12 protein-coding genes are annotated in these 12,381 nt (G+C 65.0%); 2 read left to right on the top strand and 10 right to left on the bottom strand.

Annotation, left to right across the window (positions count from 1 at the left end):
* Positions 1-29: 29 nt before the first annotated feature.
* The 4 genes from AB4048_RS18200 to ccmI all read right to left on the bottom strand — a co-directional run bounded on the left by AB4048_RS18200 (position 30) and on the right by ccmI (position 4,106).
* Positions 30-476, bottom strand: coding sequence for a cytochrome c-type biogenesis protein (locus AB4048_RS18200; RefSeq protein WP_442203451.1), 447 nt, complete (start codon positions 474-476; stop codon positions 30-32).
* A 62-nt stretch (positions 477-538) separates the two neighbouring features.
* Positions 539-2,527: a heme lyase CcmF/NrfE family subunit gene (locus AB4048_RS18195; RefSeq protein ID WP_442203393.1), complete on the bottom strand. Its 1,989-nt coding sequence runs from the start codon at positions 2,525-2,527 to the stop codon at positions 539-541.
* Complete coding sequence (ccmE, locus tag AB4048_RS18190; RefSeq protein WP_442203392.1) at positions 2,524-2,973, bottom strand: cytochrome c maturation protein CcmE; 450 nt, start codon at positions 2,971-2,973, stop codon at positions 2,524-2,526. Before ccmE ends, AB4048_RS18195 begins: the two co-directional genes overlap by 4 nt.
* Complete coding sequence (gene ccmI / locus AB4048_RS18185) at positions 2,970-4,106, bottom strand: c-type cytochrome biogenesis protein CcmI (protein WP_442203391.1); 1,137 nt, start codon at positions 4,104-4,106, stop codon at positions 2,970-2,972. The genes ccmE and ccmI overlap by 4 nt, the downstream gene beginning before the upstream one ends.
* A 162-nt stretch (positions 4,107-4,268) precedes the next feature.
* Between ccmI and AB4048_RS18180 the strand changes: the two genes are divergently transcribed.
* Positions 4,269-4,535: a type II toxin-antitoxin system ParD family antitoxin gene (locus tag AB4048_RS18180; RefSeq protein WP_442203390.1), complete on the top strand. Its 267-nt coding sequence runs from the start codon at positions 4,269-4,271 to the stop codon at positions 4,533-4,535.
* Between the two features lie 2 nt (positions 4,536-4,537).
* The gene (locus tag AB4048_RS18175; RefSeq protein WP_442203389.1) at positions 4,538-4,849 is read left to right on the top strand and encodes a type II toxin-antitoxin system RelE/ParE family toxin; all 312 of its coding nucleotides are present in this window, start codon (positions 4,538-4,540) and stop codon (positions 4,847-4,849) included.
* 13 nt (positions 4,850-4,862) lie between these two features.
* Here the strand turns inward: AB4048_RS18175 and AB4048_RS18170 are convergent, their stop codons facing one another.
* From AB4048_RS18170 to AB4048_RS18145, 6 genes are all read right to left on the bottom strand, one after another.
* The gene (locus AB4048_RS18170) at positions 4,863-5,294 is read right to left on the bottom strand and encodes a hypothetical protein (protein ID WP_442203388.1); all 432 of its coding nucleotides are present in this window, start codon (positions 5,292-5,294) and stop codon (positions 4,863-4,865) included.
* 100 nt (positions 5,295-5,394) lie between these two features.
* Entirely contained in the window at positions 5,395-6,792 is a 1,398-nt protein-coding gene (locus AB4048_RS18165) for an ATP-binding protein (RefSeq protein WP_442203387.1), read from the bottom strand.
* Positions 6,782-7,453 (bottom strand): response regulator transcription factor, encoded by a 672-nt coding sequence (locus AB4048_RS18160; protein WP_442203386.1) that lies wholly within the window; start codon positions 7,451-7,453, stop codon positions 6,782-6,784. Before AB4048_RS18160 ends, AB4048_RS18165 begins: the two co-directional genes overlap by 11 nt.
* A gap of 61 nt (positions 7,454-7,514) precedes the next feature.
* A complete protein-coding gene (locus AB4048_RS18155) occupies positions 7,515-7,763 on the bottom strand; it encodes a hypothetical protein (protein ID WP_442203385.1) in 249 nt (82 codons plus the stop codon).
* 127 nt (positions 7,764-7,890) lie between these two features.
* A complete protein-coding gene (locus AB4048_RS18150; protein ID WP_442203384.1) occupies positions 7,891-8,103 on the bottom strand; it encodes a hypothetical protein in 213 nt (70 codons plus the stop codon).
* Positions 8,104-8,133: 30 nt separating this feature from the next.
* Entirely contained in the window at positions 8,134-11,976 is a 3,843-nt protein-coding gene (locus tag AB4048_RS18145; RefSeq protein ID WP_442203383.1) for a baseplate multidomain protein megatron, read from the bottom strand.
* Positions 11,977-12,381: the final 405 nt, after the last annotated feature.

The following is a 12,381-nucleotide window of genomic DNA, read 5'->3' as shown; positions in this document are numbered from 1 at the left end:
GCTGAAAAATCAGACTTTATTGCCGGCAACTACTTGCCGAGAATCTCGTCGAGACGCTGCCGTTCCTCGTCGCTCAGCAACGTGCCCGTCGGCTTGCCGCTGCGCCTGCGCGCAAGGAAGATGAGTGCCGCGGCGCCGACCAGGAGCAGCCCTCCCGGCATACCCCACAGCACCCAGGTCTTTTCACTCACGCGCGGCTTCAAGAGCACGAACTCGCCGTAGCGCGAGACGATGTAATCCAGAACCTGCCGGTCGCTGTCTCCCGCCGTGATGCGCTCGCGCACCAAAATCCTGAGATCGCGGGCGAGTTCCGCGTTCGAATCGTCGATCGACTGATTCTGGCAGACCATGCAGCGGAGTTCTTCGGAAAGCGTCCGCGCCCGCGCCTCAAGCGCCGGGTTGGCAAGAACCTCGTCCGGATTGACGGCAAGTGCCGGCAGCGGCGCTAGAAGCGCCAGGAAAAGGCCGACAAGCAGCGCGCCCGCGCTTGTCCGTCTGGGACGCGGGCCCCTGTCGCGGCAGGCAAGAGCAACGGCCGTCATTCCGCCGCCTCCATCTGGGCCGCTACGCGCCTGGCCCTGCGGCTCGGCGCGCCGACGCGCAGCCGTCGGTCGCTCAGCGACACGGCCCCGCCAAGCGCCATGACGACGGCGCCCAGCCAGATGCAGAGGATGAACGGCTTCCACCAGATGCGCACGACCATGCCGCCGCCATCCACCGCGTCGCCAAGCGACACATAAAGCTGGCTGAGGCCGAAAGTCAGGATCCCCGATTCGGTGGTTGCGGTGCGCCTTGCGGTATAGAATCGTTTTGCCGACGACATCTCGGCCACGGTCACGCCGCCGCGGCTCACCGTGAACTGGCCGCGATCCTCGGTGTAGTTCGCACCGACGCCTGGCCGCAGGCCGTCGAAGCGCAGCGTGTAGCCGCCGAGCTCGGCCGTGGCGCCAGGCTTCATTTCGGTGATGTTTTCCGTCTGGAAGGTGGTGACGGCGACGATGCCGAGGACTGTGACGCCAAGGCCGGCATGGGCAAGCGCGCCACCGAAGGCCGAACGCGGCAGCCCGATCAGCCGCCGCCACGCTCTCGCTGCCGGCACGTTGCCGACGCCGGCGCGGTACCAGAGATCGGCGATCGCGCCGAAAACCAGGAACAGCCCGGCCGCAAGGCCGAGCACGGCCATAACCGGTCCGCCGTTCTTGATGTAGACGAGGATGACGGCGCCGACGAATGCCAGTAGAGCCGCAAGGTAGAGCCGCTGCAAGGCGCCGAGGAGGTCGCCGCGCTTCCAGGCAAGCATCGGCCCAAAGGGCACTGCGACGAGGAGCGGAACCATCAGCAGCCCGAAGGTCAGATTGAAGAAGGGCGGCCCGACGGAGATCTTGTCCCCGGCCAGGATATCCAGCGCCAGCGGATAGAGCGTGCCGGTCAGCACCGTTGCGCAGGCGACGGTCAGGATGAGGTTGTTCAAGACCAGCGCGCCCTCGCGCGAGATCGGCGCGAACAGGCCGCCGGCCGTCAAGAGCGGGGCGCGGAAAGCAAAAAGCGACAGCGCACCGCCGATGAAGATGAGCAGGATGGCGAGAATGAAGACGCCGCGCGTCGGATCGCTGGCGAAGGCGTGAACGGAGGTGAGAACGCCGGAGCGCACGAGGAAGGTGCCGAGCAGCGACAGCGAAAAAGTGACTATCGCCAGAAGCACGGTCCAGATTTTCAGCGCCGCCCGCTTTTCCATGACAAGCGCCGAATGCAGAAGCGCCGTGCCCGCGAGCCACGGCATGAACGAGGCGTTTTCGACCGGATCCCAGAACCACCAGCCGCCCCAGCCGAGCTCGTAATAGGCCCAGTAGGAGCCCATGGCGATGCCCGCCGTCAGGCATATCCAGGCGGCCAGCGTCCAGGGCCGCACCCAGCGCGCCCAGGCGGCATCGAGGCGACCGTCGATGAGGGCCGCGACCGCGAAGGAGAAGCACACGGAAAAGCCGACATAGCCGAGATAGAGCAGCGGCGGGTGGATCGCGAGGCCTACGTCCTGCAGCACCGGATTGAGGTCGCGCCCCTCCGCCGGAGCCGGATCGAGCCGGGCAAACGGGTTCGAGGTCAAGAGGATGAAGAGCATGAAGGCAACGCCGATCCAGGCCTGCACGGCAAGCACGTTCACCTTCAGCGTATCCGGCAGGTTGGTGCCGAAGACCGCGACCATGGCGCTGAACAGCGCAAGGATCAGCAACCAGAGCATCATCGAGCCTTCATGATTGCCCCAGACGCCGGAGATCTTGAAAATCAGCGGCACCATCGAGTGCGAGTTTTCCCAGACGTTCGCAACGGAGAAGTCGGAGACGACGTGCGCATAGGTGAGGACACCGAAGGCGAAGGCGACGAGCCCGAAGATCGCGACCGTGCCGGAAGGGCCAAGCGCCATCATCGAGGCGTCGCCGCGCCGGGCGCCGATCACAGGCACGACGGAGACGATGATCGCCGTGGCAAGCGCCAGAACCAGAGCATAATGTCCAAGCTCGATGATCATTGCTGGGATCCCTCGCCCTTCCAGACGCCTTGCGCCTTCATCCTGTCGGCGACTTCCTTAGGCATATAGCGCTCGTCGTGCTTGGCAAGCACGGTGTCGGCGGTGAAGACGGAACTACCGGGTTCAAAGCGGCCTTCCGTCACGACCCCCTGCCCTTCGCGAAAGAGATCCGGCAGGATGCCGGTATACTTCACCTTCACCGTATCGGTGCCGTCGGTGACGGCGAACTGCACGGCCGTACCCTCGCCGCGCACCACGCTTCCCTCACCGACGAGCCCGCCGAGACGGATCAGCGTGCCGGGGCTCACCTGCGTCTTGGCGAGATCGCCCGGCATGTAGAAATAGGCGACAGACTGGCTAAAGGCAAAGAGCACCAAAAGCACCGCGGCCATGATGAAACTCATGCCGCCGGCAATCACGGCAAGGCGCTTCTGCTTGCGGGTCATGGCTGCGCATCCTCTGTCGGCAAGCCGAGTTCCTTGGCGAGCGCAACGAGTTGCTGCCCTTCAGCGCCGGTTGGCGGAAATGCCGCCAGTCCGCGCTTCAGTGCGCCCGCCGCCCGCGCGTCGTCCTTTAGCACCGCGTAGGAGCGGATCAGCCGCATCCAGCCTTCGAAATTGTTGGGATCGTCCTTGAGCTTGGCATCGAGGGTCTCGACCATGCCGCGGATCATCTGCATGCGGTCGCCGGCGTTCATCGTCTCGGCGGAAGCAACGTCCGCCGAGGTCGGATTGCCGGGCGCCTGCGTGGAGGCGTCCGCTGCAAGCGGCGCGCCGCCGTTTCTCGCAATGTGCTCGTTGACGATCGGCAGCCATGGCGCGTCGGCGGGCGAGGCCTTGGCAAGCGCCTCGAAGGCTGCTTTCGCCTCCGAAGCCTTGCCGGCCTGCTCGAATGCAAGGGCGAGGTAGAATTTCGCACGCGGATTGTCCGGCTGAAGCGCCAGCGACTGTTTCAGCACGTCACTCGCCTCGGCGGTCACGACGCCTTGCGAAACAGCCATCAGCGTCTCCGCCAGACCATCGAGACGCTCCGGGCTCGGACCGAGCAGGCGGATCGCGTGACGATAGGCAAGCTCGGCGTCGCCGACCCGCATCGACTTGAAGTAGATCGGCGCAAGCACGTCCCAGCCCTTGCCGTCCTCGGGATGCTCGTCGAGATGCCGTTCGGCTTTGGCCACCAGGATCGCCATGTCGTTACCGGGATTTTCGAGGCGTGCCGAAAGCGGCTGCGACGGCAGCCCGGGCGTGCCGACCGTCAAATAAAGACAGAGCCCGATCGCCGGCAAAAGCAGAATGACGAAAGCCTGCGTCAGCCGGTTGCCGCCGGCAATGCGCGGAGCCTCTGCCGGCGCTACGACCGCGAGCAACCGGCGGCCGATCTCGGCGCGCGCATAGTCTGCCTCGCCGGCGCTGATCAGCCCGCCCGCCTCGTCGCGATCGAGTTCCAGAAGCTGGTCGCGATAAACGGCCTCCTCGCCGGCGCGCCTATCCGCAACCGCGTTTGCTCCGTGCAAAAGCGGATAGAGCAGAACAGCGCAAACGGCCGCCGTCAGAACGGCCACGAGAATCCAGAACAGCATATCGCCCCATTACTTGAACAGAGGCCGCATTCCAACAGCCAAAGGCGAAGTGACGAAGATTTGTGTCGTTTGGCCGCAATTCCGTCCCGCAAAAGCAGATGGGAATTGTTGACAATAGTTGTTAGTATCGCCCCACGGAACCCCTTCGATCGCGAGATACCCATGGCAAGCTTTGCGTTGAATGAACACTACGAAGCCTTCATCAAAAAGCAACTAGAAGGCGGACGCTACAACAACGCCAGCGAGGTGGTGAGGGCTGGCCTGCGCCTGCTGGAAGACTATGAAGAAATGCGCGAGCGCTGGCTGAGGGAGGAAGTGCCGACGCGCTACGAGCAACTGAAGCGCGACCCGTCACAGGCGGTTCTCCTTGAGGACGCCGTCGCCCGCTTCGAAGAGAAGCATCGCGCCGAACTGGCTAAAGCCAAATAAGCGTGGAATACCGGATCAAGCTCCACCAGCTTGCCGAAGCCGAGCTGGCCGGAATGTACGACGAAATCGCCGCGGCCGCCGGACCGGAAATCGCCAGTCACTATGTCGGCGGCATCTATGAACTGATCCGCGGCCTGAAGACCTTTGCCCAGCGCGGCACGGTGCGTGAGGGCGACATTCCGGGACTACGCATCATTGGCTATCGCCGCACCACTTCGATCGCATTCGTTGTCGACGGCGACGTGGTTACGGTCCTCGGCGTTTTCCGCCGTGGCAAGAATATTGTCCCGGAAGTTCTGCAGGAACGGTTTTAAGCCGATTCTGCGTTCAGCCCAGCGGTGTCCAGCTGCCGTCCGGGTTGCGGCAGGCGGCGCCGCGCGCCTGTCTGTCGCGGCCGTCGACGGTCACGGTGTGCGTGTATTGCCGGCAGTTCTGCGAGCCGACCTGATAGGGTGCGGCCGCGACCACCCTGCCGTTTACCCCGCGGCCGGACCAGACCACCGGCTGGCCGCCGGGAGCGGCTTCAAGCGCGCGATATTCCGCCTCCAGCGCCCGCTGCCGGTCGCTGTCGCTGAGGTCGAGGTCGATGCGCCCGATGATGCCGCCCTGCAAGCCGGTGATATAGGGGGTCGACGTCGGCTTGCCCGGCTTCAGCATGGCAAGGCTGGACCCGACGGGATTGTGCGTCGTCCCGCAGGCAGAAAGGGCAACGGCCGCCGCGAGCAAGGGGGCAATTGGACGTGAAATGCAAAAATTCATACAAACAAACCTGAATTTAGGTCAAAACTCAGATGCCGGAGCACAACCGGCCGGTGCCATCCCCATGACGCACCGCGCCTTTCTGGCATCATGCAGCGTCTCACGCAACATCCTTGCTGACGCCTGGAAGAATTAGACGCGCCTGGAGGCCGCCCCAGGGTCCGCGCGAAAGCTCCAGCCTGCCCTGATACTCACTGGTGATCTCGCTGACGATCGAGAGGCCGAGCCCGGTGCCGGGCTTGCTTTCGTCCAGCCGGCGGCCGCGTTTCAGCGCCTCGCGGATCTGATCCGGCTCGAGCCCCGGCCCGTCGTCGTCCACCACCAGCTCGACCCAGTACCGCCGCGCCGGATCGATGCCCTTGACATCCGGCGGCGCTTCGCTCGCCGTCACGCGCACCTTTTGAACTGCGAAGCGGGCGGCATTTTCGAGCAGGTTGCCGAGCGTTTCCTCCAGATCCTGCTGCTCCATCGCAAGTGCCAGACCGGGCGACACCGAGAGCTCGAACTCCTTGTCGGCGTTGAGGCGGCGCATCACGCGCACCAGCCGTTCGAGCGCGGGTTCGGCCTCGGTGCGGGCGAGCACGCTCTCGCGCTGGGCCGCGATCCGGGCGCGGTTCAGATAGGACTGCACCTGCCCCTGCATCGCTTCCGCCTGATTTTTCACAAGATCGCCGTGCGAGCGATCGAGCACGCGCGATTCGTTGAGCAGCACCGCGATCGGCGTCTTCAGGGAGTGGGCGAGGTTGCCGACCTGCATGCGGGCGCGTTCGATGATGCGGCGATTGCTGTCGATCAGCGCGTTGACCTCGTTGGCAAGCGGCAGGATCTCGCGGGGGAAATCGCCCTGCAGGCGTTCGCTGTCGCCGGCGCGGATGCGCTCCAGCGCCCCGCGTGCCTTGTCGAGCGGTTTGAGGCCGTAAAGAATGGCAAGGGCGTTGACGATGAGGCTGCCGACGCCGAAGCCGGCAAGCGCCAGATAGAGGCTGTGGGAGAAGGTGCGCACGTCGTCCTCGACAACCGCGACGTTGCCGGTCACGCGGAACCTTGCGGCGCGCCCGTCGGTGTCGAGCACGATCTCCGTCTCAGCCACGCGCACCCGGTTTCCGAAAGCGTCCGTGACGATATAGTAGCGCTCGTAATTCTTGTCGAAAGGCGCTTCCAGCACCGACAGTACAGGCAGGTTGGCGGCACCCAGCGACGGCGAGACGAGCGGAGATGCCGTGAAGGTGCCGAGCGGCTCGACCAGCCAGTACCAGCCGGTCTTCGGTTGTGCGAAGCGCAAATCGCCGAGCTGCGGGCTACCGGCAAGCGCGCCCTGATCGCCGATGGTGACGGAATTGACGACGTTGTAGAGCTGGGCGCGCAACAGATCCTGGAAGCCGCGCTCGGCACTTTTCTGATAGAGCGTCGAGATCACCAGCCCGATCGCCACCAACGCCACGGTAGACCACAGCGTGGTCAAGAGGAGTACGCGCGCGGTGAGCGACTTAATGCGCATTGCCGGGCGCTTGAATGCGGTAGCCGAGACCGCGCACCGTTTCGATGAGATCGACGCCCATCTTCTTGCGCAAACGTCCAACAAACACTTCGATCGTATTGGAATCGCGATCGAAATCCTGATCGTACATATGCTCGACCAGTTCCGTGCGCGACACCACCTCGCCCTTGTGATGCATGAGATAGGCAAGCAGGCGGTATTCGTGCGAGGTGAGCTTCAGCGGCTTGCCGTCGACCGTCGCCTTGGAACTCTTGGTGTCGAGGCGGACGGGGCCGCAGATGATTTCCGACGATGAGTGGCCCGCCGCACGGCGGATGAGCGCGCGGATACGCGCCAGCACTTCCTCGACATGGAATGGCTTTGCCACGTAGTCGTCGGCGCCGGCGTCGATGCCGGCGACCTTGTCGCTCCAGCGGTCACGCGCCGTCAGGATAAGGACCGGCATGCCGCGACCCGCCGACCGCCATTTTTCGAGCGCGGTAATGCCGTCCATCTCCGGCAGGCCGATGTCGAGAATGATCGCGTCGTAGGGTTCGGTCTCGCCAAGAAAATGGCCTTCCTCGCCGTCGAAGGCCACGTCCACCACATAGCCCGCTTCCTTCAGCGCATCGGCGAGCTGGCGGTTCAGATTGATGTCGTCTTCGACTACCAGAATGCGCATGATGATCCGCCTGTCCTATCCGCTTCGCTCAAGCCTTTCGGCCGTTCTACACTGGAAGCTTTTACATAGGAACCTTGACGGTGACTTTACGCGGCCGCTGGCCGTTGCCCTGGACAAGCACGGTGATGACGCAGGAATCGCCGGACGGCTGGGCCGAAAGCAATTGTCCCCCCGTCTTGGCGACGACCTCGGCTGCGGCCTCGCTGCAGTCGCCGTTCGCCCGCGCGACCAGCGTCGGCGTCGTGACCGGTAGCGTGGCCGTGCCGGCCATGATGGCGACGGCGGCTGCGACGCTCAAGGGAGATGCCATGCTCTAACTTCCACAGGGATATTCATTGTTGCGAAATATGTACTCAAACCCGCCTGAATGGCAAATGAATGCGTGGTGATCTTCCGCCGCCGGGAGGACGGCGGAAGGGCCCGGTTGGGGCTTCGCGTCAGCCCGGCTTGATCGCCGAATTTGCGGTGACGCGCCCATAGACCGCGACCAGGCTGCCGAGCGCGCCGGCGATCGATACGGCAGAATCGCCGATCGCCGACTGCTCGGCGATGCCGACATGGACACCGGCCAGTTGCGCCACCGAGGCGCCGAGCGCAAGCAGCGCGCCCCAGATCGTCTTCGACATGAACCATTGCTTTGCGTCTTCCATGACACACTCCTTTTTGCTGGAAGTTGATTTTCACAAGGCGACGACCGCCGTCGCGGCGATGCCGAGCGGCACGCGCTGGCCCATCTGGGCGATGCGCAACGAAAGCGCCGTCTGGGCTGAGCCGAAGTCGGCAAGTTCGTCGCCGGCCGAATAGACCCACGCCGCGGATGTGACCTCGACCTCGCGCACGACGGCAGCGCCGGCAAGCACTGCGATGCGATAGCGTTCGGTCGGCTCGTCGAGCGGAATGTCGGCGGCGATCCAATTGTCCGAATCGAGCCTTCCGCGCCGGATCCAGGCGAATTCGGCAGAACCATCCGCACGGCGCCGGCCGCGAAGGTGAACTGGCGACAGCGGCGTCTCCGCCCTGATGCCGCCGGCAAATGCAAGCGGCCCCGCCCGGCCGTCGCTTGCCGCCGCTTCGGCGATCCAGTTGAGGGTAAGGCCCATTTCGCTGCTCGCCAGGTTGAGCGGCCGGACCGCCTCGTCGAGAAAGACGATCGGCGCCCCGGCCGCACCACCGGCCGCCATCGCATCCTCCGTGCCTGCAAGCCCTCGCAGCAGCCCGGTCAGTCGCCAGCGACCGGCCGCGATCTCCTCGGCCTCGAGAAAAGCGCCGATTTCCCAGGTCCCGGCGGCAGAGCGAAGCGCAAAAGCGTTGCCGCCGTTCAGCACCGAGATCTTCGGTGCCGACGACAGCCCGCCGAAAGGCAAGTCGAGCTCCAGCAATTGAGCCCGGTCGAATCGGCCGCTGACGCCCGCGCCAAGCCCCGAGACCAGCGCACCGATCCGGGCCGGCCGGTCGAGGACGGAGCGGCTCGTATAGCCTTGCGTGGTCGGCGAGGCCGACAGCACGACGGAACGCCAGGGGCTCGCATAAACCGCGGCGCAGGCAAAGCTCGGCGCTTGCGCAGCTGACAGACGAGGCAGGTCCATCATCTCGATCAGCGGCGAAAAAACGCTGGAGGCCGCACTCACCGTCTTTCGGCCGCTCTCAGCGACCGCGACAGCGCCACCCGTCGCGCTTGCGAATTCGCGTGCCTCCACCTTGCGCGTGGCTCCATCCTCGATACGCGCCACGAGAAAGCGACCTTGCGGCCCCCTTTCGAAGAAAACCACGTCACCCGGCTGCAAGCCGATCGCGGTCGGCGGCAGCGAAAAGCTGACGGATCGGCGCGAGACGCGGTTGTCACGCAACAGCCCCTCGGCGGCGGCAAGGGCCGCCTCCTCCGGCAGGACGGCCACAAGATCGTAACGCAGCACGCGATTGGATGCCGAAGGAGCCCGACGCGACCGGGCGCTCGCCTGTTCGTAGTCGTTGTCAGGATCGGAAAAGGTCAGCATCGCTTCGGCGGCGAAATCGCTGTCGTGACCGCGCGTCTCGCGCCAGAGCGGCTCACCATCGAGATCGGCGAGCACCGGCAGCGGCATCGAAGGCCGGCTTGCCCGTGCACGGGAGCGGAAGCGCAAGAGACCGCCATCCTCGACGACGTCGATCTGGAAAACCTCGAGCAGCGGATCGATGAGGTTGCGGGCCGACATCACCTCTCCCTGCACGTAGCCCGCCATATCGCCACTCACTTCCGACACGTCGAAGTCGAAGAACTGTTGGTCGCGAAGGATGGCGGCGATGATGTCGGCGAGCGTTCCCGCGCCCAGGCGGCCGTTCAGCCAATGGCCGGTGCGCCAGTTGCCGCCGTCGCTCCAGGTTGCGGTGTCCTGCGGAAAGGCCGGATAGGGCCGCGCGTCCCAGGTCCAGACGAACATGCGGTCGGCATCCACCATGCCGGCCGGCGCGCCTGGGCCGCGCCAATGGTCATGATGCGCCTCCAGAAAGCGGCGCTGCATGGCATCGGCGCGCATGCCGTTCGAAAAGTGCGGCACAGCCGATTCCGCCGACTTCGGATCGACGAAGACGTTCGGCTGGTTGGCACCCTTGTCGATGGCCGGGCAGCCGAGTTCGGTAAACCAGATCGGCTTCGATCCGGGCACCCACGCCGTCGGTGTCGCGCGCTCCTTGCCGGCGACGCGCTCCTTGTGCGGGTTTGACCACCAGCTCGCGATATCCTTGTAGCGGAAGACCCAGGGTTTGCCGTTGAGCCCATCGGTGATCGGCGTCCGCCGCCGGCTTCGCCTGTCCTCGTCGCTCGCATAATACCAATCAAAGCCCTCGCCGCTGGCGATAGCCGCCGCCATGCCGGCGAGATCGTCGCTTAAGCGAAAACCGTCGGGATTGGGCGCCGAGAGGTCCTCGTCGCGCCAGTCGGCAAGCGGCATATAATTGTCGATGCCGATGGCATCGATCGCGGCAGAAGCCCATAGCGGATCGAGGTGGAAATAGACATCGCCGCTGCCGTCGGCGGGATGGTAGCCGAAATATTCGCTCCAATCGGCGCCATAGGTGATCCTCGTTGCCGGTCCGACGATGGTGCGCACGTCGGCCGCCAGAGCCGCGAGCGCCTGGACGAAAGGAAAGGCGCCGGCTGCATCACGGATCTGCGTCAGCCCCTTGAGTTCCGAGCCGATGATGAATCCGTCGACCCCGCCGGCGGCGGCGGCAAGATGCGCATAGTGCAGCACCAACCGGCGATAGCCCCCATCACCCCCGTGGCCGACGACCGACTGGCCATCGACGGCGAAATCGCTCGCCTTGGAGTTGCCGCAGAAGGCAGCGACCTCGGCCGCCGCAGCCGCGGTGCGATCCGTCGAGCCCGGCCTGCCGGCGGCCGGAAAACAGCTGATGCGCCCGCGCCAGGGATAGGCGGCCTGCTCCGCGCCGCCATAGGGATCGGTCAGCCCGCTGCCGGCCGGAATGTCCATCATCAGGAAGGGATAGAGGCAGACCTTCAAGCCCCTCGCCTTCAGGTCCGCGATCGCCTGGAAGACACTCGTGTCATCAGGTGTACCGCCATAAGCCGGCCCGCCGTTGCTGGTGCTGATGAGGTGAGCCCCCGCGCGCGGAATGCCGGAAACGGTCCACTGACTGCTTTCACCCCGGCGCGCCAACGTCTCGACGCCCGGCAGGATGCGGCACTGGCCGGCGCGCAGATCGGTGCCGAACCAGCTGACGACCAGCGCCACGCTCTGAAGACCGGGGCAGACAGCCATCAGCTCGTCGATCGCGGCCTGCCAGTCGGTCGTAGCCGTCAGCGCGTTGCGGTTCAGTGCCCGCGCGCGGCCGAGCCCGATCGCTTCCTTCACGGGCGACGAAGCATAGCCGTGCTCCGTCGCGCCGGGAATGAGCGTCACCGCGCGGATCTGGCTCTCCAGCCGTCCGACCGGCCGAAGGACCTCGAATTGCAGGAGCGGGATACGGTTGCCATAGGGATCGAGCGGCAAGCGCTCGAAGACGACATAGGCAAGGCCGCGATAGGCGGGCACGTTGCCCTCTCCCTGCTTGGCGGCGACCAAGGGATCTGGAAGCTGCGTCGCCGTGCCGACATGAACGCGCATCTCGACCTGCGAGAGGTCGAGTTCGCGACCGTCCGCCCAGACACGACGTACGCAGGCAATCGGCCCCTCGCACAGCCCGATCGCGATATTGGCGAAATAGCGGAACGTCTCCACTTTCGGCCCACTGCCCTTGCCGCCGGCGCGCTCGACGGTCGCCTCCTCCTCGAAACGCGTCGCCCATATCAGCGTGCCGCCGAGGCGGGCGCTACCATAGAGGCGGCTTACCGCCATGCCCTCGTCCGCGCCGGGAATGCGCGCCGTCGCGAGCCGCGCTCCGGAGATCGTGCGGCCGCCGTTGATCAGCGCGCGGTCTACCATGCTGCCAGCCAATGCGCCCGCCGCCTGACCGATGATCGCCCCCAACGGACCGAACACCGAACCGAGCGCGGCCCCTGCCGCCTGAAAGACAATGGTGGCCATGGAAATCCCGCTTGAATGGCAGCGCCAACAGCGCCATGCGGCGCATGACGTTACACTTGAAATTACGTGCTAAAATTGCATTAATTGAAACCAGGTTGAGAGCAGAAGCAGCCTGCGCCGCGCCAGCCGGCGCATCGGCGAGGATAGGCCGCGCCGACCGTGGCAACGGCCTTGCTCTCGATCATGGAGGTGATGTGATGTGGTTCTTGCCACTGAGCATTACGCTTAGCGTGAGGAAAACCCGGACGGGCTGGTCTGTCGCCGTCCGGGTCAGCTTCTAACTAAGCAAAACGGTGAGCGAGGATGCAACCTCGCTCACCACTCCAGAAATACCGCGACCGGCCTCATTTTTCAAGAGTTGCATTTTCTTGCGCGCTCACCCCTCAGGAAACCGGAATGCGCCTG

Origin of the sequence: Rhizobium sp. RAF56 (genome assembly GCF_052113965.1) — a bacterium.
GTDB lineage: Bacteria > Pseudomonadota > Alphaproteobacteria > Rhizobiales > Rhizobiaceae > Rhizobium.
This window is presented reverse-complemented; position numbering and strand designations above follow the sequence as displayed.

What these genes read in the sequence shown, in the direction of transcription:
- AB4048_RS18150 (WP_442203384.1), bottom strand. Translation starts at nt 8,103, where the DNA reads ATGGAAGACGCAAAGCAATGGTTCATGTCGAAGACGATCTGGGGCGCG.
- AB4048_RS18180 (WP_442203390.1), top strand. Translation starts at nt 4,269, where the DNA reads ATGGCAAGCTTTGCGTTGAATGAACACTACGAAGCCTTCATCAAAAAG.
- AB4048_RS18155 (WP_442203385.1), bottom strand. Translation starts at nt 7,763, where the DNA reads ATGGCATCTCCCTTGAGCGTCGCAGCCGCCGTCGCCATCATGGCCGGC.
- AB4048_RS18170 (WP_442203388.1), bottom strand. Translation starts at nt 5,294, where the DNA reads ATGAATTTTTGCATTTCACGTCCAATTGCCCCCTTGCTCGCGGCGGCC.
- AB4048_RS18195 (WP_442203393.1), bottom strand. Translation starts at nt 2,527, where the DNA reads ATGATCATCGAGCTTGGACATTATGCTCTGGTTCTGGCGCTTGCCACG.
- AB4048_RS18165 (WP_442203387.1), bottom strand. Translation starts at nt 6,792, where the DNA reads ATGCGCATTAAGTCGCTCACCGCGCGCGTACTCCTCTTGACCACGCTG.
- ccmI (WP_442203391.1), bottom strand. Translation starts at nt 4,106, where the DNA reads ATGCTGTTCTGGATTCTCGTGGCCGTTCTGACGGCGGCCGTTTGCGCT.
- AB4048_RS18145 (WP_442203383.1), bottom strand. Translation starts at nt 11,976, where the DNA reads ATGGCCACCATTGTCTTTCAGGCGGCAGGGGCCGCGCTCGGTTCGGTG.
- ccmE (WP_442203392.1), bottom strand. Translation starts at nt 2,973, where the DNA reads ATGACCCGCAAGCAGAAGCGCCTTGCCGTGATTGCCGGCGGCATGAGT.
- AB4048_RS18160 (WP_442203386.1), bottom strand. Translation starts at nt 7,453, where the DNA reads ATGCGCATTCTGGTAGTCGAAGACGACATCAATCTGAACCGCCAGCTC.